This is a genomic window from Glycomyces xiaoerkulensis (genome assembly GCF_002798405.1).
In the GTDB taxonomy this organism is placed as follows: domain Bacteria; phylum Actinomycetota; class Actinomycetes; order Mycobacteriales; family Micromonosporaceae; genus Glycomyces; species Glycomyces xiaoerkulensis.
Genome location: NZ_PGGV01000010.1, coordinates 1 through 17,455 on the forward strand (window position 1 = coordinate 1; position 17,455 = coordinate 17,455).

At 70.4% G+C, this 17,455-nt stretch carries 18 protein-coding genes; 8 read left to right on the forward strand and 10 right to left on the reverse strand.

All coding sequences use genetic code 11. From position 1 onward, the window contains the following. Positions 1-91 precede the first annotated feature (91 nt). Complete coding sequence (locus CUT39_RS02950; RefSeq protein WP_198586831.1) at positions 92-1,090, forward strand: ABC transporter substrate-binding protein; 999 nt, start codon at positions 92-94, stop codon at positions 1,088-1,090. Between the two features lie 165 nt (positions 1,091-1,255). Then, a complete protein-coding gene (locus CUT39_RS02955; protein WP_100444479.1) occupies positions 1,256-2,377 on the forward strand; it encodes a hypothetical protein in 1,122 nt (373 codons plus the stop codon). Between the two features lie 97 nt (positions 2,378-2,474). On the opposite strand, the gene CUT39_RS02960 is transcribed toward CUT39_RS02955, so the two are convergent. Continuing rightward, the gene (locus tag CUT39_RS02960; RefSeq protein WP_100444480.1) at positions 2,475-2,975 is read right to left on the reverse strand and encodes a DUF3830 family protein; all 501 of its coding nucleotides are present in this window, start codon (positions 2,973-2,975) and stop codon (positions 2,475-2,477) included. A gap of 11 nt (positions 2,976-2,986) precedes the next feature. Beyond that, positions 2,987-4,240, reverse strand: coding sequence for an aspartate aminotransferase family protein (locus CUT39_RS02965; RefSeq protein WP_100444481.1), 1,254 nt, complete (start codon positions 4,238-4,240; stop codon positions 2,987-2,989). A 140-nt stretch (positions 4,241-4,380) separates the two neighbouring features. On the opposite strand from CUT39_RS02965, the gene CUT39_RS02970 reads away from it, so the two are divergent. Continuing rightward, positions 4,381-5,838, forward strand: coding sequence for an NAD-dependent succinate-semialdehyde dehydrogenase (locus CUT39_RS02970; protein WP_100444482.1), 1,458 nt, complete (start codon positions 4,381-4,383; stop codon positions 5,836-5,838). A gap of 9 nt (positions 5,839-5,847) precedes the next feature. Here the strand turns inward: CUT39_RS02970 and CUT39_RS02975 are convergent, their stop codons facing one another. The 3 genes from CUT39_RS02975 to CUT39_RS02985 are packed head-to-tail and all read right to left on the reverse strand — an operon-like array spanning position 5,848 to position 8,057. Further along, positions 5,848-6,519: a GntR family transcriptional regulator gene (locus CUT39_RS02975; protein WP_100444483.1), complete on the reverse strand. Its 672-nt coding sequence runs from the start codon at positions 6,517-6,519 to the stop codon at positions 5,848-5,850. Between the two features lie 2 nt (positions 6,520-6,521). After that, positions 6,522-7,265: a maleate cis-trans isomerase family protein gene (locus CUT39_RS02980; protein WP_100444484.1), complete on the reverse strand. Its 744-nt coding sequence runs from the start codon at positions 7,263-7,265 to the stop codon at positions 6,522-6,524. A gap of 42 nt (positions 7,266-7,307) precedes the next feature. Then, positions 7,308-8,057 carry a maleate cis-trans isomerase family protein gene (locus CUT39_RS02985; RefSeq protein WP_198586832.1) on the reverse strand — a complete coding sequence of 250 codons (750 nt, stop codon included), beginning with the start codon at positions 8,055-8,057 and terminating at the stop codon, positions 7,308-7,310. 91 nt (positions 8,058-8,148) lie between these two features. Between CUT39_RS02985 and CUT39_RS02990 the strand changes: the two genes are divergently transcribed. Both CUT39_RS02990 and CUT39_RS02995 read left to right on the forward strand, forming a co-directional pair. Beyond that, positions 8,149-9,129, forward strand: a complete 981-nt coding sequence (locus CUT39_RS02990; RefSeq protein ID WP_100444486.1) for a D-2-hydroxyacid dehydrogenase — start codon at positions 8,149-8,151, stop codon at positions 9,127-9,129. An 8-nt stretch (positions 9,130-9,137) separates the two neighbouring features. Then, positions 9,138-10,547 carry an amidase gene (locus CUT39_RS02995; protein WP_100444487.1) on the forward strand — a complete coding sequence of 470 codons (1,410 nt, stop codon included), beginning with the start codon at positions 9,138-9,140 and terminating at the stop codon, positions 10,545-10,547. Between the two features lie 6 nt (positions 10,548-10,553). On the opposite strand, the gene CUT39_RS03000 is transcribed toward CUT39_RS02995, so the two are convergent. Next, entirely contained in the window at positions 10,554-11,894 is a 1,341-nt protein-coding gene (locus CUT39_RS03000) for an FAD-binding oxidoreductase (protein WP_100444488.1), read from the reverse strand. A gap of 147 nt (positions 11,895-12,041) precedes the next feature. Between CUT39_RS03000 and CUT39_RS03005 the strand changes: the two genes are divergently transcribed. Continuing rightward, positions 12,042-12,944 (forward strand): sigma-70 family RNA polymerase sigma factor, encoded by a 903-nt coding sequence (locus CUT39_RS03005; protein WP_100444489.1) that lies wholly within the window; start codon positions 12,042-12,044, stop codon positions 12,942-12,944. A gap of 218 nt (positions 12,945-13,162) precedes the next feature. On the opposite strand, the gene CUT39_RS03010 is transcribed toward CUT39_RS03005, so the two are convergent. Next, entirely contained in the window at positions 13,163-13,645 is a 483-nt protein-coding gene (locus CUT39_RS03010) for a cupin domain-containing protein (protein ID WP_100444490.1), read from the reverse strand. 27 nt (positions 13,646-13,672) lie between these two features. Here CUT39_RS03010 and CUT39_RS03015 point away from each other — a divergent pair, with 27 nt between their 5' ends. Beyond that, the gene (locus tag CUT39_RS03015; protein WP_100444491.1) at positions 13,673-14,647 is read left to right on the forward strand and encodes a DUF2786 domain-containing protein; all 975 of its coding nucleotides are present in this window, start codon (positions 13,673-13,675) and stop codon (positions 14,645-14,647) included. Positions 14,648-14,856: 209 nt separating this feature from the next. Continuing rightward, a complete protein-coding gene (locus tag CUT39_RS03020; protein WP_100444492.1) occupies positions 14,857-16,122 on the forward strand; it encodes an ATP-binding protein in 1,266 nt (421 codons plus the stop codon). 86 nt (positions 16,123-16,208) lie between these two features. Here the strand turns inward: CUT39_RS03020 and CUT39_RS20120 are convergent, their stop codons facing one another. The 3 genes from CUT39_RS20120 to CUT39_RS03035 are packed head-to-tail and all read right to left on the reverse strand — an operon-like array spanning position 16,209 to position 17,331. Next, on the reverse strand, positions 16,209-16,565 hold the full coding sequence (locus tag CUT39_RS20120; protein ID WP_157930444.1) for a hypothetical protein: 357 nt from the start codon (positions 16,563-16,565) through the stop codon (positions 16,209-16,211). Further along, complete coding sequence (locus tag CUT39_RS03030; protein WP_100444494.1) at positions 16,562-17,023, reverse strand: hypothetical protein; 462 nt, start codon at positions 17,021-17,023, stop codon at positions 16,562-16,564. Before CUT39_RS03030 ends, CUT39_RS20120 begins: the two co-directional genes overlap by 4 nt. Continuing rightward, complete coding sequence (locus CUT39_RS03035; RefSeq protein WP_100444495.1) at positions 17,020-17,331, reverse strand: hypothetical protein; 312 nt, start codon at positions 17,329-17,331, stop codon at positions 17,020-17,022. Before CUT39_RS03035 ends, CUT39_RS03030 begins: the two co-directional genes overlap by 4 nt. Positions 17,332-17,455 lie beyond the last annotated feature (124 nt).

Consider the following 17,455-nt stretch of genomic DNA (forward strand, 5'->3'; position numbering starts at 1 on the left):
CTTGACGTGATCGATAACATGAGTAAGGATTTGAGCGATAACATCCTCTGGGATGGATTGAACTCCTCAAATCTCACCAGCATGAAGGGCAATGATCATGCTCAGGAAAGCTATTGTCGGCCTGGGGGCCGGCGCGCTCTTGTTCGGCTCGGCCGCGTGCGGGGCCGACGACGGGGACGGCTCGGGCGGCGACTCGGGCGAGGGCCTGGTCGTCGGGTTCGCTCAGGTGGGCGCCGAGTCGGCGTGGCGGACGGCCAACTCCGACTCGGTGCAGGCGGCCGCCGAGGCCGACGACCGGATCGACGAGCTGAAGTTCGTCGACGCCCAGCAGGAGCAGGAAAAGCAGATCGAGGCGATCCGCAACTTCATCACCCAGCAGGTCGATGTGATCGTCCTGGCCCCGGTGGTGGAGACCGGCTGGACCGACGTGCTCGGCGAGGCCGAGACCGCCGGGATCCCGGTGGTCCTGGCCGACCGCGGCATCGAGGCGGCCGATGAGGACCTGTACGTCACCCGGCTGGGGTCGGACTTCGTCGAGGAGGGCCGCAAGGCCGGGTCCTGGACGGTCGAGACCTTCGGCGGCGGGGAGACCACCCGCATCCTGGAGCTGGAGGGCACGGTGGGGTCGGCCCCGGCCAACGACCGCAAGACCGGCTTCTACGAGGTCCTGGACGGCGAGGGGCTGGACTATGAGCTGGTCGATTCGCAGTCGGGCGACTTCACCGCCGAGGGCGGCAAGTCGGTGATGGAGACCTTCATCTCCACCCACGGGCTGGAGGAGGTCGACCTGCTGTACGCCCACAACGACGAGATGGGGCTGGGCGCGATCCAGGCGATCGAGGAGGCCGGGTTCGAGCCGGGCACCGATGTGCAGATCATCATCGTCGACGGTTCCAAGGCCGGGTTCGAGGCCGGCGTGGACGGCAAGGTCAACTACATCGTGGAGTGCAACCCGGTCTTCGGCGACCAGTTGATGGACGTGGTCGTCCAGGTCGATGCCGGTGAAGAGCTCGAGAAGTTCACCCCGGTCGAGGAGGGCGTGTTCGGTCCCGACGACTTCGAAGACGAACTCCCCAACCGGCAGTTCTAACCCCACGAGGATGCGGAGACTCCGTCCGGACGGTTCTGAGAAACGGCAGTTTGCGGTCGGCCGACGAGAAGGGGTCGTCGACCGGCCGACGTCCGGACGGTTATGCGGCAGGGGAGTTCGTTCAGAGCGGCACCGCCGGGCCGAGGGGCGGAATGGAGGTCACCGATGACGACTACGGCATGGCATGCGGTACTGGGGCGGCTCGACCTCTCCGAAGGGGGTCTCGGTGCGGTTCCACCGTGGTGGAAGTCCCTCTACCACCACAATGCGCCGATCTCGTGCCGATCCTGCGGCGGCGACCTGATCGCGGTCGAGAACCTGTCCAGCCGGTACCGCAAGCGGTACTTCAGGCACCGGCCGACGAGCGAGAGCCGGTGCCGCCTGCGCGAGTCCGATACCGAGGAGCGCTTCTTCGTCAAGCACGTGGTGGCGAGCAGGGTTCGCGAATGCCCCGGCTGGAGTGCCGAGGTAGAGGCGCAGGGCGGCGGCTGGTGCGCCGATGTCCTGGCGGTGCATCCGGACGGGACGCGATTCGCCTGGGAGGTGCGGTCGGCGGCGGACTCGGCCGCGGATCTCGAGCGACGCGCGACCGGGTACGCCGCCGACGGTGTCGAGGTGTGCTGGGCGACCCTCGGCCGCCCCGATTGGTCCGGCACCGTGCCGACGATCGCGATCCGGCCCGATGAATCCGTCGGGCCACTGGTCGTCGGCGGAGTACGGGCGCTCAGTATCCGATCGCCGGGCACGGTGGGCGACGCGGCCGCCGCGATCTCCGAGCTCGGGGCGCCGGGCGCCCCGCATTACCCCGAGAACGAGAGCGACCGGCCGGTGCCCTGGTGGACCTGGGGCGAGCTGATGCGCCGACGGGAGGTGCCGCCCCGGACCTCGCCTTCGAAACCGGCACCGATCCCGGTGATGGGAAGCCGGAGCGGCGGGGCCGTGTGGGCCGGCGCCGGAGAGCGCTCGCTCGGTTCGTTCGTCGCCGACGCCCTGGCCGGACGGCTCCAGCCGGTGGCGCTGACCGGCCCCTTCCGCGAGCGGGACCGGCCGACGTCCGACGTGGTCTGGGCGAGCCGCGCCGACCTCGGCCGGGCGATGAAGTACGTGGCGTGGACGTCGGGATGGCGCGTCCTCGACCAGCCCGGAGTGGCCTGCGACGACTGCGGAACGGGCGGCGTGCTACTGCTGCGGGGAGCGAGCGACCGCTTCCAGTGGCTCTGCGCCGACTGCGACCGGGAGCTGTACACGGCGGCGCGCGGCCGGGCGCACGCGCTCGAGCTCACCTGAACCCTCCGGAGCGGATGTCCGCGCCCCCACCGCCGAGGCCGTGGGGGCGGAGCGGCCATCCGGTCGATGACCGCTCACCGGCCTCACCCGAGGCGGCTCACGGCGTCCTGGCGAAGGACAGGGTCTCGCCTTCGACGCCGCGGAGCCAGAGATCCTGCGCGGCCGCGGCCATGTCCGGCAGCCCCTCGACGATGGTGGCGAACACGTTGCCGGGCACCCAGCCCGCGTCGCCGTTGATGAGCAGGTTGTTCCGGCCGTAGAAGATCGCCAGGTCGGTGGCGCCCTGCTCGCCGTGCGCCTCGCTGCCCTCGTCGTAGCCGTACGCGGGATTGCCGATCTCCCACGGTTCGAATCCGAAGTACACCACGTCCCCCGGAATCGGAGTGACCGTCGGGTTCTCGCGGCCGGGCTTGGGATCGGCGAACGGCGGCACCAGCGCGTAGACCTCGTTGCGGGCGTACTTGGCGTGGTAGGCCGCACCGCTCTGCGGCAGCGCGTCCCACACCGCCTCGCAGGTGCGCGGAGCCTCGGCCTCCAGCAGCACGGCGCGGCAGGAGACGCCCCGCTTGTCCAGCGTGATCGTGATGTGACGAGCCATGGCCGATCCCCCTACTCCACGACCGAGGCCACGACGTCGGACCAGATGCCGAGCGCCTCGTCGACCTGCGCGGCGTCGACGACCAGCGGCGGGATCATCCGGACCACGTTCATGTGCGCGCCGCAGGTGAGCAGCAGCAGACCGCGCGCTGCGGCCTCCTTCTGCGCGGCCTGCGCGGTCGCGGTGTCGGGCTTGCCGTCCGGCCCGGTGAACTCCGACCCGACCAGCAGGCCGAGACCGCGGACGTCGCCGATCACCGGCGTCTTCTCGCCGACCTCCCGCGCCCCCTCGAGCAGTTGGAGACCGCGGGCGGCCGCGTTGTCGACCAGCCCCTCGTCCTGGATGACGTCCAGGGTGGCCGCCGCCGCGGCGCAGGCCACCGCGTTGCCGCCGTAGGTGCCGCCCTGCGAACCCGGCCAGGCCCGGGACATCAGTTCCTCGGACGCGGCCATACCGGAGAGCGGGAAACCGCTGGCCAGGCCCTTGGCGATCAGCATGATGTCCGGGCGGACCCCGAAGTGGTCGTGGCCCCAGAACCTGCCGGTGCGACCGAAACCGGTCTGGATCTCGTCGAGCACCAGCAGGATGCCGTGCTCGTCGGCGCGCTCGCGCAGTCCGGTGAGGAACTCGGTGTTGGCCGGGACGTAGCCGCCCTCGCCCAGCACCGGCTCGATGAAGAACGCGGCGGTCTCGGCGGGCGACGTGGCGGTGGCGAACAGGTAGTCCAACTCCTGCAGCGCGAACTCGGTGGCGGTCCGCTCGTCCCAGCCGTAGCGGTAGGCGTAGGGGAACGGCGCCATGTGGACGCCCGACATCAGCGGCGAGAAGCCGGCACTGAAGCGGGTGCCGGAGGTGGTCAGCGCGGCCGAGGCCACGGTCCGGCCGTGGAAGCCGCCCTGGAAGACCACGATGTTGGGGCGGCCGGTGGCCTGCCTGCTCAACCGCAGCGCGGCCTCGACGGCCTCGCTGCCGGAGTTGGAGAAGAACAGCGAATCCAGCCCGGACGGAAGCACGTCGCCCAAGCGGCGCGTCAATTCCAGCAGCGGCCGATGCATCACGGTGGTGTACTGGCCGTGGATCAGCTTGCCGACCTGGTCCTGGGCCGCCTGCACCACCCGCGGGTGGCAGTGGCCGGTGCTCGTCACGCCGATCCCCGCGGTGAAGTCCAGGTAGCGGCGCCCCTCGGAGTCGTAGAGGTGGACGCCCTCGCCGTGGTCGGCGACGACCGGGGTTGCCTGTTTGAGCAGTGGGGAGAGCTGGGCCATGGCGCTGTGCTCCTAACTGATGCTGCGGATTCGGGTGCGGACAAGCCGGGTAGGCTTGGGTTGTAAATTGTTGACAATATTACACATCGGGCCCGCGTGGCAACCGTGGCACGCTGTAAGCGACGAAGGAGTGAGATCCGATGCCAACCGAAGCAGGCGTCATCGACGGCGTCCCCAAGGACCTGCTCATCGGCGGCGAATGGGCCGCGGCCGACGGAGGCAAGACCTTCGCGGTGCGCGACCCCGCCACCGGCGACGAGCTCTGCCGCGTCGCCGACGCCGCCCCCGACGACGGCTTCGCGGCCCTGGACGCCGCGGCCGCCGCCCAGGACTCCTGGGCGAATCACCCCCCGCGCGAACGCGGTGAGATCCTGCGCCGCGCCTACCAGGAGCTCACCGACCGGGCCGACGAACTCGCACTCCTGATGACCCTGGAGATGGGCAAGCCGCTGGCCGAATCGCGGGGCGAGATCGCCTACGCCGCGGAGTTCTTCCGCTGGTTCGCCGAGGAAGCGGTCCGCATCGACGGCGGCTACGCCACCGCCCCCAACGGCTCCGGCCGGTTCCTGGTGGCCAAGCAGCCGGTCGGGCCCTCGCTGCTGATCACGCCGTGGAACTTCCCGATGGCCATGGGCACCCGCAAGATCGGCCCGGCGATCGCGGCCGGCTGCACCTCGGTGATCAAGCCCGCCTCGCAGACCCCGCTGTGCATGCTGGCGCTGGCCCGGATCCTGGCCGACGCCGGGCTGCCCGACGGCGTCCTCAACGTGCTCACCACCACCGACTCGGGCGGGGTCATGGAGCCGCTGATCCGGGACGGCCGGGCGCGCAAGCTGTCCTTCACCGGCTCCACCGCGGTCGGCCGCAGGCTGCTGGAGCAGTGCGCCGAGAAGGTCCTGCGCACTTCGATGGAGCTGGGGGGCAACGCCCCGTTCCTCGTCTTCGAAGACGCCGACCTGGACGCGGCGCTCGACGGCGCGATGCAGGCCAAGATGCGCAACATCGGCGAGGCCTGCACCGCCGCCAACCGGTTCTACGTGCAGCGCGGTGTGGCCGAGGAGTTCGGCCGCCGGATGGCCGAGCGGATGGCCGCGCAGCCGATCGGGCGCGGCACCGAGGACGGCGTCGTGGTCGGTCCGCTGATCGACGAGGCGGCGGTGACGAAGGTGACCGGTCTGGTCGGCGACGCGACCGAGCGCGGCGCCCGAGTGCTCACCGGCGGTGCCGCCGTGGAGGGCCCGGGCCACTTCTACCGGCCGACGGTGCTGGCCGACGTGCCGACCGACGCCCGGATGGCCGATGAGGAGATCTTCGGGCCGGTGGCCCCGATCTCGGTGTTCGACACCGAGGACGAGGCGGTCCGCATCGCCAACGACACCGAGTACGGCCTGGTCAGCTACCTCTACACCGGCGACCTCAAGCGGGCGCTGCGGGTCTGCGAGAACCTGGAGGCCGGGATGATCGGGCTGAACCAGGGCATCGTGTCCAACCCGGCGGCGCCCTTCGGCGGGGTGAAGCAGTCGGGCCTCGGCCGCGAAGGCGGCACGGTGGGCATCGAGGAGTTCCTCGAGACCAAGTACATCGCGGTGGCCACGTGAGGACCGGCGTCAGTCGCGGAGGGACGTCCCCGGGGCCAGGCGCCGGACGGCGTCCTCCATGTGGTCCTCCAGCAGGTCCAGGACCGCCTGCGTGTCGCCGTCCCGGATGGCCCTGGTGATCCGGCTGTGCTCGGCGACCCGCTCGTCCACCCGCTGGTAGGTGGTCTGGAGCAGCGAGAGGCACATCCTGGTCTCGGTGAGCAGGATCCGCGCCATCCGGGCCAGCCGCTTGTTGCCCGATGCGCCGATGAGGACCTCGTGGAAACGCAGGTCCGCATCGGACAGCGCGGTCGGGTTGCTGTCCTCGGCGGCCGCGACCATCGCCCACACCGTCTCGTCGAGCAGGGTGGCCGTCCGGTCGCGGTCGCCGTTCATCACCTCCAGCACTGCGGCGCGCTCGATCGCCCAGCGCGCGGTGTAGATGTCGCGCACGTCGCCGGGTTCGAGGTCGATCACGAACAGGCCACGGTACCGTTCGCTGCGCAGCAGTCCCTCCGACACCAGCCGCTGCATCGCCTCGCGCAGCGGGCCTCTGGAGACGTTGAAGCGGCGGGCCAGCTCGGCCTCGCCGAGCTGGGTCCCCGGCGGCAGCGAGCCGTTCATGATCACTTCGCGGAGGCGATGGGCGATGATGCCCGCCGTCGATTCCCGGTCGACCGGTTCGATACCGGCAAAGGGCATGGTCATTCGCCTCCCACGGGCGCCTCGCACGGCGGGATGCGGAACAGCGCACCGAGTGAATCGGAGGTCAGCGACGATCCCGCCAGGCGCAGGCCCTCCCAGACGGTGACCTGGTTGGCCGTGAGCACCGGCTTGCCGAGGCGCTCCTCCAGGGTCTCCACCAGCGCGAGGGTGCGCATCGCGGTGTCGGGGATCAGCAGCGCGTCGGCGCCGGGCCGGTCGTACCCGCTCGCCAGCTCGGTGACCGCCTCCGGCGTCAACCGGCCGACCGCGGCGGCGGTGTCGATGTCGTGGCTGGACATCTCGGCGACCTCGATGCCTCCGGCGGCCAGGAAGTCCGCGAACAGCGCGGCGACGTCGCCGGGGTAGCTGGCGGCCACGGCCACCCTGCCCACCCGCAGCGCCTGCGCGGCGTGCACGAACGCGAACGAGGTGCTGGAGGCGGGGATCCCGTCCGCCTCCTTGGACAGTCGCGCCGCCTGTTCGCCGGCGCCCTGCCAGCCGTAGACGAAGCTGCCGCTGGTGCATGCCCACACCACGGCGTCCGGTCGGTGCCCGGCCAGGTGGCGCGCGCCTTCGGCCAGGCGGTGCGGGGCTCCGAGGTCGAGCAGTTCGGGGACGGCGTGCAGGTCGGTACCGTAGATGTGGGCGACCGGCAGCCGCAGGTCGGGGCCGAGCAGCTTCTCCGCGAGCGGATAGTCGTCTTCGGCGGCGTGATCGGGGTAGATCATGCCGATGGTCGTCATAGCATCCTCCACTTGGATTGTCGACAATATTACAAGACTTCTTCACGTAACCTCGCGCAGCCACTCCCCGGGTCCGACCTTCGGGAGGTTCATCCGCTTCAGGCTGGCCCACATGGTGAGCTGGTTGGCCGTGAGCACCGGCTTGCCGAGCCCGGCTTCGAGCGGTTCGATCAGGTCGTAGGTGGGCAGGTTGGTGCACGAGACGAAGATCGCCTCGGCGTCGGGGTGGTTGGCCGCGATGATCCGCTCGGCGATGGTGCGGTAGTTGACCTTCCAGATGCCGCCGCCGAGACCGAGATGATCGCTGGAGAGCGTCTCCACGCCCAGTTCGGCGAGGAAGTCGTGCAGCCTGGCGGTCAGATCGGCGTCGTAGGGCGTCAGCACCGAGATCCGATGCACGTCGAGCTGCTCCAGCACCTCGGCCAGCGCGCCCGAGGTGGTCACCGCGTCCGGGGCGCCGGCGTCGCAGATCGCCTTGACCAGCGAGCGCTCGTAGTCGATCCCGTTGACGAAGCTGCCCGACGAGCACAGGTAGGCGACCACCTCGGGCTCCACCTGCAGCACGTCGCGCGTGGCCGCGGCGATGTGTCTGCTGTCGCTGACCAGCCGGGCCATGGCCGTGCTGACCGGCAGCGGCTCGTACGGGGTGCGCGCCAGGTGCAGCGAGACCTCCATCGGCACCCAGCGCCACAGTTCCCGTTCCAGGGCGAGGTCGAAGGGGGCGATCACGCCGATGCCCCGTTGGGCGAGTGGGCCGTCGACCTCGAGAAAGTCGAGTTTGGTCAAATCCAAGGCGCAGCCTCCGGTGAATTCGACGGAAGTGACCTCCGGGGTGAGACCTCGGATTGTTGACAATCATACGACTACCTTCTAGGATGTCAACATGCTCGGCGAAGATTCACCGGTGTTGACGGTGCTCTGCGGCGATCAGGTGCCTGCGGGCATGGACGGCATCGAGCGATCCGCGACCGTGCGCTATACGGACGACGAGGGCCTGGCCGATGCCCTGCGCGGCGCCGATGCGCTGTTCGTCTACGACTTCCTCTCCGGCGCGGTGCCCGGCGCCTGGCACGCCGCCGACCGGTTGCACTGGGTGCACATGGCCAGCGCCGGGGTGGATCCGGTCATGTTCCCCGGAATGCGGGACAGCGACGTGGTGCTCACCAACTCCCGGGGCGTGTTCGACACCCCCATCGCCGAGTACGTCCTCGGCGTCGTACTCGCCTTTGCCAAGGACTTCGCCCGCTCCGTGCGGCTGCAGGACGAGACCCGGTGGCTGCACCGGGAGACCGAGCGCATCGACGGCCGGCACGCGATGGTGATGGGCACCGGGCCGATCGGCAGGGCGATCGCCCGGATGCTGCGCGCCGCGGGGATGCGGGTGAGCGGCATCGGCCGCACCGCGCGCACCGAGGACCCGGACTTCGGCACCGTGCATGCGCAGGCCGATCTCATCGGCCGCCTGCCCGAGGCCGACTACGTGGTGGCGGTCGCCCCGCTGACCGAGCAGACCCGGGGCGCCTTCGACGAGCGGGCCTTCGCCGCGATGAAACCCGGTGCCCGGTTCATCAACGTCGGCCGCGGCGAACTGACGGCCACCGACGACCTGATCGCCGCGCTGCGCGCCGGCGAGATCGCGGGTGCGGCCCTCGACGTGTTCGACACCGAGCCGCTGCCGGAAGGCAGTCCGCTGTGGGGCATGGAGAACGTGCTCGTGTCGCCGCATATGTCCGGTGACGCCGTCGGTTGGCGTAGCATCCTGGTCGAAAGGTTCGCCGAGAACTTCGAGCGGTGGCGCGCGGGACGGCCGCTGCACAACGTAGTGGACAAAAACCTGGGTTACGTGCCGTCATCAGCGGCCTGAGGAGAGACATGACAGCGAACACCAGTGCCATGCCGACCGCGAGCGAACTCGTCGCCGCCTACGCCACGCAAGAGCTGTCCCCCGTCGAAGTGACCGAGGCCGCGCTGGACGCGATCAGCGAGCGCGACGGTGAATACCACGCCTACTGCCTGGTCGATCCGAAGGCGGCGATCGACAGCGCCCGGGAGTCCGAAGCGCGCTGGCTCGAGGGCAACCCCATCGGATGGCTGGACGGCGTGCCCGCCTCCATCAAGGACATGTTCCTCAGCCGGGGCTGGCCCACCGTGCGCGGCTCCCGCTGCATCGATCCGGACCAGGACTGGGACACCGACAGCCCGGTGACCGCCCGGCTGCGCGAGCACGGGCTGGTGATGCTCGGCAAGACCACCACCCCGGAGCTGGCCTGGAAGGCGGTCACCGACAGCCCGCTGGAGGGCGTCACCCGCAACCCGTGGAACCCCGAGCTCACCGCGGGCGGTTCCAGCGGCGGCAGCGCGGTGGCGGTCGCCACCGGGATGGGCGAGCTGTCGGTGGGCACCGATGCGGGCGGTTCGGTGCGCATACCCGCCTCGTTCTGCGGCATCGTCGGATTCAAGCCGACCGGCAGCCGGATCCCGCTATACCCGGCGAGCCCGTTCGGCCCGCTCGCGCACGCGGGCCCGATGGCGCGCTCGGTGGACGACACCGCGCTGCTGCTGGACGTGCTGGCGCTGCCCGACCACCGCGACCCGACCGCGATGCCGCCGCAGATGGCCGCCTACCGGGAGGCGGTCCGCAGGGACGTGCGCGGGCTGAACGCGGCGTACTCGCCGGACCTGGGTTATCTCGACGTCGATCCCGAGGTCGGTCGGGTCGTCGGCTCGGCGGTGTCGGCGCTGAGCGAGGTGGGGCTGCAGGTGGAGCAGTCAGACCCCGGCTTCAGCGATCCGGTCGAGGAGTTCGAACTGCTCTGGGCCGCCGGTGCGGCCAAGTGGCTGGACAGCTTCCCCGAAGGGTCGGCCGAGAAGCTCGACCCCGGTCTCCGCCGCCTCTGGGAGCAGGGGCTGACCTACTCGGCCAGCGAGTACCTCGACGCGGTCGCCGCGCGTACGGCGATCGGCATCCGCATGGGCGAGTTCCACACCCACCACGACGTGCTGATCACCCCGACGGTCGCGGTCCAGCCGTTCGAGGCCGGGCACGACGTCCCGCCGGGGAGCGGACTGCCCACCTGGCAGCGGTGGGCCGGATTCAGCTACCCGTTCAACATGACCCAGCAGCCGGCGATCAGCGTCCCGGTCGGGTTCACCTCCAGCGGCGTCCCGGTCGGTATGCAGATCATCGGTCCGCGGCATTCGGACGACCTGGTGCTGGCGGTCGCCAAGCTGGCCGAGGAGGCCAACCCGTGGCCGGCCGGCCACCCGGCGGCCCCTCTGTAGGCGCCGTCAGGAGCCGGACCGCCCGTCCGTTCCCGGAACGGCGAAGTTGCCGCGGATGGTGCCGGCCGGGTCGTGCCGCTCCTTGATCGCCCGGAGCCGCTCGACCGACCGGCCGGGCAGCGCGTCGGTCAGGTCCTCGGAGGGATTCAGGAACGACAGCGGCTTGCGGCCGCTGACCGGCAGCGCCTCCGCGAAGGTCCGCTGCTTCCGGGCCATCGCCTCCGATGAGGCCGGATCGGCGGGGGAGCCGAAGAAGTAGACCGCGAACGGTTCGCGCAGCGGACCGTGCGGGCCGTCGCCGCCGAGCGCCAGCGCGCCGCCGAGGTGGCGGACCTGCACCGTCATCAGCGGCGAGATCGGCTCGTCGAGCAGGGCGCCGAGCGCCGCCTCGTCCAGATGCGTGAGCAGTTCGGCCCGGGACCGGCCGGGGCTCGGGTCGGTCGGCTCGCCCGTGATGGTGCCGATCTCGGCCGCCGACATGGCCGCCCGGGTGTCCGACAGCGGTTCGGGCAGGCGGTCGATCTCGGCCAGCAGCGATCGGGCGTCGGCTTCGGGGCCGAGGTAGGTCGAGTCGATGGCGACCATCGGCTCCGCGCCGGGGAAGTGCAGCAGTTCCAGCCACAGGGTGAGCTCGTCCGGGGCCGCGGCGGTCATCGAGCGGAACGCCTCGGCGACCGCGCGGGCATGGGAGGCCGGCCACAGGACCCGCCCGCCGAACAGCTCGGGCGCCTCGTGCAGTTCCACCTCCAGGGCCGTGACGATCGCGTAGTCGCCGCCACCGCCGCGAAGCGCCCAGAACAGGTCCGGCTCGTTCGCCGCCGAGACGGTGCGGGCCTTGCCGGCGGCGTCCACGACCTCAAAGGCGGTGACGCCGTCGGCGACCCATCCGAAAGCGCGGCCGAACCAGCTCAGGCCGCCGCCGAGAGCGACGCCCGCGACACTGACCACGGGGGAACTTCCCGGCAGTCCGGTCAGGCCGTGCTCGGCCGCGGCCGCTTGCAGACTCCCCGACTGCACCCCGGCCCCGATCCGGGCCCGCCTGGCGGCCGGATCGATCTCGACGCCGTCGAGTCGGCCCGTGCGCAGCAGGATCGTCCCGGAAGCGCTGCCGGTGGCGCCGTGCCCGTTCGGCTGGGTCGAAATGGACAGGCCCGCGCGGGAGGCGTAGTCGACCAGCGCGGCGACGTCGTGCTCGTCGGCCGCCTCCACCACGGCCCGCACCTGCTGCTCGACCGCCACGTTCCAGGGCCGCCGTGCCAGGTCGAATCCCTCCTCGCTGGGCAGCAGCACCCGGCCGCGGACGACCTCGTGCAGGTTCGCGAGTGATTCTCGGTTCTCGATGGACATGTGGGTTTCCTTTGCGGTGGTAGGGTCAGGCAGGCGGAAGGGGCGCCGCCGCACCGCCTGCCGATGTACTTCATCCAGTACGTCGACGCGGCCGGGCCGAACGTGACACGGCCGCGTCGCCCCGGCTTCGAATGAAGGACCCCCACGATGCAGTCCATTTCCGACGGGCGTTCGCGCGACGATCCCGGCGAGCTGTTCGCCTCGCACCGTCCCCGGATGCGGAGGATCGCCTTCCGCCTGCTCGGTTCGCTGTGGAGCGCCGACGACGCCGTGCAGGAGACCTGGCTGCGGTTCCAGCGCGCCGAGGTCGACTCCATCGAGAACGTGGAGGCCTGGCTCAACACCGTCGTCTCCCGCGTCTGCGTCGACCAACTGCGCTGGCGTGCGGCCCGGCCGGAGGACCCGGACGCCGAGATCATCGCCGACGAAGACCCCTCCGCGGCGGGGCCGGAGGCGCTGGCCCTGCGCGCCGACGAAGTCGGCGAGGCCATGCACCTGGTGCTCGAAGTCCTCAACCCGAGGGAACGCCTCGCGTTCGTGCTGCACGACGTGTTCGGGCTCTCCTTCGACGACATCGCCCCGATCCTCGACCGGACCCCGGTGAACGCCCGGCAGCTCGCCTCGCGCGCCAGGCGCCGTATCCGCGGCGCCGAGGGGGCGGCCGAGCGCGCCCGGCACCGCGAGGCGACCGACGCGTTCCTCGCGGCCGCGAGGGAAGGGGACTTCGGCGGGCTGCTCCAACTGCTCGACCCGGAGGTCGAACTGCGCTCCGACGACGAGGTCGTGGCGCTCGCCGCCGCGGACGCCGAACACGGAGCGCCGCTGCTGCGGAACCGGGTGCGCGGCGCGGACGCGGTCGCCCGAGTGTTCGCCGGGCGCGCGGCGCTGGCCCGGACCGGCCTGCTCGACGGCCTGGCGGTGGTCGTCTACGCCCCGGAGGGCGCGCCGAAGGCGTTCTACCTCCTCCACACCGCCCGCGGCCGGATCGACCGGATCGACGCGATCGGCCAGGCGCGCCAACTCGAGGACCTGGCGATCACTCTGGGCTAGATGTTCTGTCCCGGGAGGTCGGTTACGGTCCGGGCCGGCCACCCCTGAGGTCGTCCACGGGCCCGGCCCGCACTCGTCGAAGTGAAGGACGAGCGGTTCGGCGGACACCCTCCATACGAGATCGGAGAGGCCCATGACCGACATGGCCAACCGTTCCTACAGTCCCGAGTTCCGAGGTCGGGCGGCCGCGCTGAGCTACCCGCCGGGGAGGACGACCGCTACCGGTCGACCCAGTAGGTGTCGTGGTAGTCGAAGAACTCGGCCCGCTCTTCCTCGCTCATCCGCCCAAGGTGCTTCAGGTTCTCGAAGTAGCCCTCTCGGGGTGCGCCGGGCGTGAACAGGAGCAGCATCGATGCGGGCTCGTCGGAGTCGTTGCGGAATCCGTGGACGCCGCCCTGCGGGACGTAGAGGAAGTCGCCCTCGTCGGCTTCGACCCATTCGGTTCCGTTGTAGAGGGTGACGGTCCCTTCGAGGATATAGAACGACTCGGTGATGCCCTTGTGGAAGTGCGGATCGGGTCCGCCCTGCCGGGCGCCCATGTTCCACCGGTAGAGGCCGAACTGGCTGTCGGTCGAATCCCCGGTGGCGAGGTACTCGGCCGAACCGCTGGTGAACGGCAGGTCGTGCGGTTGGTCGGAGGGACGGAAGACTGCGCTGACCTCGCCGGTCTCCCCAAGATACTTCGGTTCCGGATACGACATGGCCGGATCCTACCGGCGCGTAGCGCCGTGAAGGCGGCCGCCGCGACGCTCATGCGCTCCGAACTGCGGCGCTATGCGGAGGCGCAGTTGAGCGACCAGTGGAGCGCGCAGCGGGAGGCGCTGGCCGAACGCTCGCCATCGGCCTCCGTCGCCGAGGCGCTGTCCGGCCTCGAGAGTCCCGACCGGGCCGCGGCTTCGGCCGCGCTTCTGGAGGGGTTGAAGGCCCTCGCCGAGCTCCAGCCGATCCCGATGGTCCAGCCGCGTCCCGGCAGCCGTCCGAGCGCGGTCCGGGCCGGCGGCGCCGAATCGTCCAAAGTGTATGAGAAGGTTCGGGCGCTGCTGGCCAAGGCCGAAGCCACGGACTCCGACGCCGAGGCCGAAGCGTTCACCGCCAAGGCCCAGCAGCTCATCGCCCGGCATTCGATCAACGAGGCCCTGCTGGCCGAGTCCCCGGACGCGGCCCTGGAGGCCGCAGCAGCTCGGATCTACGTCGAGAAGCCCTACGAGAAGCCGAAGTCCGAGCTGCTGCACGTGGTGGCCGACGCCAACGGATGCCGGTCCGTCTACTCCCCGGCAGCCGGGTTCGCGACCGTGGTCGGCGGGGCCACGAACCTGCGCTCGGTCGAGCTGCTTTACAACTCGCTGCTGGTGCAGGCGACCTCCGCGATGACCCGGGCGGGGTCGAAGCGGGACGGCTCCGGCAGGTCGCGGGCCCGGTCGTTCCGGCAGTCGTTCCTGGCCTCCTTCGCAGTGCGCATCGGCGAGCGCCTGGCCGAGTCCGCCGACGAGACCGTCCGCGAGGTGGCCGACGAGACCGGGACGGACCTGGTCCCGGTGATGCAGTTGCGGCGCGAGGCCGTGGACGCCAAGACCGAGGAGCTGTTCCCGAACCTGACGATGCGGGCCGCCACGCGCATCAGCGACTTCGAGGGCCACGTCGCCGGCCGGGCCGCGGCCGACCGCGCCAGACTCCAGGGAGCCGAAGCCCTCGACTCCGCCTGAGGCCCGGCTACCGGGTTGACGACGAGCGGCTGAGCTTTCCCTGGACGTAGCGGCACAATGCCAGAGCACCTGGCGGCAGACTGCGAACCATCGCGGCGGCAGACGGCGCACCCCTCTTGCGGCCATTGGTGCACGAACATAGCGGCAAAACGAGCATGAAATGAGCGGCAGAACGAGCTGCCGTTGCTACGATTCCAGCTAGCGTCAAGATTCCGCGGTCTCCGCTCGGACATATCATCCCACGCCACGCAGCCAGTACAGTGCGAGAAGCGCTGGCGGACACCCGAGTCGTGCTGGTCAACGGAGCACGACAATGCGGCAAGAGCACCTTGGTGGCGCAGCTTGGATCGGAACGGGATGCCGAGATGCGCAGCTTGGACAATGCATACGCGCGCCAAGCGGCCGGGGACCAACCCGCCGACTTCGTCCTCAGTGACAAACTTCTGATCATCGATGAAGTTCAGCGTGACCCTGAGCTGCTGCTCTCGATCAAGGAGACCGTCGATGCCGACCCGCGTCCAGGTCGATTCCTGCTCACCGGATCGGCCCGAATCCTCGGGCTGCGCACGCTCCCCGACACCTTGGTGGGGCGTATGGAGACCATCGAGCTCTGGCCGCTGTCGCAGGGAGAGATAGACGGCGCTCCGGACGGATTCGTTGATGCGATCTTTCACCACGGGCCGCAACTCAAACATCGCTCGGAAGAGGACAGAAAGGGCTATGTCGAGCGGGTAGCCCGGGGCGGATATCCCGATGCGCTGGTTCGCGAGGGCAAACGCCGAACACGCTTCCTGCGATCGTACGTGTCCGACCTGATCAACCGCGACGTCATCCAGTTGGCGGCGATCTCGCAGGCTGACGAGATGCGCGCGCTGGTGACGATGCTCGCTGATCGCTCCGGTCAACTGATCGTTCCCGCCAACATCGCTGCCGACCTCGACATTTCTCGGTGGACGGTCGGCAGATACCTCGCATTGCTCCGAGAGGTCTTCCTGATCAAGCGGATTCCGGCCTGGAGGAAGCGAGTGGGGTCGCGTGCGGTGTCCACCGCCAAGACCGCCTTCGTGGATTCCGGAGTCGCCACCAGCCTCTTGAACCTGGATACGAAGGCGCTCAGCGAAGTCGGCGGCCCGCTGGGTCCGCTGTTGGAAGGCTTCGTGATGATGGAGATCGCCAGGCAACTCACCTGGTGTGAGCAGGAAGTCGAGATGTACCACTACCGGACGCGTGACAAGGTCGAGGTCGATATCGTCCTGGAGAACGCCCGTGGCCAGGTTGTGGCGCTTGAGATCAAGGCCGGATCCACCGTCAGGGGCGACGACTTCCGCGGCCTGCGGCATCTTGAAGAACGCCTTGGCGAGAAGTTCCTTGTGGGAGCCGTGCTGCACACCTCCCAAGAGACGATGTCTTTCGGCCCGAAGATGCGAGCGATCCCTATCGCGGCGATCTGGGAGACGCCGAGCCCCAAAGAATAAGCGTCCGACAGCATCCGGGCCGCCGATCCGAGAGCGGCGGCCGGTTCGCAAGGGGCGGCCGCGCTGCAACGACGGGCTCCGAGCCACTACGGCCCCGAGGCTTCCCGTCCTCCGCAGCGGTCCCGGTACAGGCGCGCCGCCGCCTCCAGGATGCGCGCTTCCCGGCCCTCGTAGCCGAGCCAGTCGAGATGCCAGGGCTGGGCGACGAATCGCGGCTCGGTCCCGCCCGCGACGACCGCGGTGCCGATCCGGTGCGGCTCGGCGTCCCGGAAGTCGGCCAGGACCGTGTCCGGAAGCCGCGACCACAGCAGCTCCACTACGAGGCCGTCGACCTCCAGGCAGCCGAGCGGCGTCAGGAGCGGGGAACGGACCGGCCGCCGCGCCGGATCAGCACTGGGCGCGGCGGCCGGTCCCGCCGGGAGGCGGTCGGGTCGAGCGTTCAAGCGACGGCCTTCCCGGCGTTCGGGCGGCAATCCGGGCACCAGGCGCGGTCGTGGAGGTAGCGTCCCGGTGTGTATCGCCACCCGGCCGCCTCGGCCCGGCGCGCCATCTCCCCGTACCCCGAAGCGGAGAGACGCAGCATGCGCGGGCAGAGGCAGCATGACACCGTGACGCGGCGCCCGGACCCCACCAAGTCCGGGCCGCCACCGGTGCCGGTGTGCGGCGGATCGAAGACGACGGCCCGGTAGCCGCCGCTTCGGCTGGAGGTCGACGCGGCCGCGGCTGCGGGAGGAACCTGCATCGGGTCAGCCGCGGCCGCGTCATCGGGGGCGGGCGGCGCACCGCCGCCGTCCCGCCCTGGACCGCCGTCGCCACCGTCGACGGCGGAGCCTGTCTTGCTGATCGGTGGGAGCCGGAGCGCGAAGACGCTGCGCGCCAGCAGGGCGGAGAACTCGCTCACGGCCGCGCCTCCCCGGACGGGCGGGCGCCGAGCACGCGATCGATCGTCCTGAACGCCCGGTCCCTGACCTCCTGCTTCCACTCGGTCGGGTTCGACGACCACAGGAGCCCCTGCCAGCGCAGGAGGCGCTGAGTCGGATCGAAGGGCCAGCAGACGACCGCGATCTCGGGGCCCTCGTCGTGGTGCAGGCGCACTCCGACGCGGTGGCCGCCGGCGCTGGCCCAGAGGACGAAGGTCGTGCCGGAGGCGTCGGCGAAGGTGCCGTAGACCTTGCCGGGTTCCAGCGGTGGCCGCTCTCGTCGTGTCATCGCGTCGCTCCCCCATGCCGTAGTGCTGTCGCGTGTGGATTTCAGTCGGTGGTTACCGGCTGATGCGACAAGCCTAAGAGCAGGGAAAACAGTGGCACAAGGATTGATTCTGACCGGGGAGTCC

Excerpts from the sequence above, each read along its gene's own strand:
- CUT39_RS02950 (WP_198586831.1), top strand. The coding sequence starts at position 92 with ATGATCATGCTCAGGAAAGCTATTGTCGGCCTGGGGGCCGGCGCGCTC.
- CUT39_RS02955 (WP_100444479.1), top strand. The coding sequence starts at position 1,256 with ATGACGACTACGGCATGGCATGCGGTACTGGGGCGGCTCGACCTCTCC.
- CUT39_RS02960 (WP_100444480.1), bottom strand. The coding sequence starts at position 2,975 with ATGGCTCGTCACATCACGATCACGCTGGACAAGCGGGGCGTCTCCTGC.
- CUT39_RS02965 (WP_100444481.1), bottom strand. The coding sequence starts at position 4,240 with ATGGCCCAGCTCTCCCCACTGCTCAAACAGGCAACCCCGGTCGTCGCC.
- CUT39_RS02970 (WP_100444482.1), top strand. The coding sequence starts at position 4,381 with ATGCCAACCGAAGCAGGCGTCATCGACGGCGTCCCCAAGGACCTGCTC.
- CUT39_RS02975 (WP_100444483.1), bottom strand. The coding sequence starts at position 6,519 with ATGCCCTTTGCCGGTATCGAACCGGTCGACCGGGAATCGACGGCGGGC.
- CUT39_RS02980 (WP_100444484.1), bottom strand. The coding sequence starts at position 7,265 with ATGACGACCATCGGCATGATCTACCCCGATCACGCCGCCGAAGACGAC.
- CUT39_RS02990 (WP_100444486.1), top strand. The coding sequence starts at position 8,149 with ATGCTCGGCGAAGATTCACCGGTGTTGACGGTGCTCTGCGGCGATCAG.
- CUT39_RS02995 (WP_100444487.1), top strand. The coding sequence starts at position 9,138 with ATGACAGCGAACACCAGTGCCATGCCGACCGCGAGCGAACTCGTCGCC.
- CUT39_RS03000 (WP_100444488.1), bottom strand. The coding sequence starts at position 11,894 with ATGTCCATCGAGAACCGAGAATCACTCGCGAACCTGCACGAGGTCGTC.
- CUT39_RS03005 (WP_100444489.1), top strand. The coding sequence starts at position 12,042 with ATGCAGTCCATTTCCGACGGGCGTTCGCGCGACGATCCCGGCGAGCTG.
- CUT39_RS03010 (WP_100444490.1), bottom strand. The coding sequence starts at position 13,645 with ATGTCGTATCCGGAACCGAAGTATCTTGGGGAGACCGGCGAGGTCAGC.
- CUT39_RS03035 (WP_100444495.1), bottom strand. The coding sequence starts at position 17,331 with ATGACACGACGAGAGCGGCCACCGCTGGAACCCGGCAAGGTCTACGGC.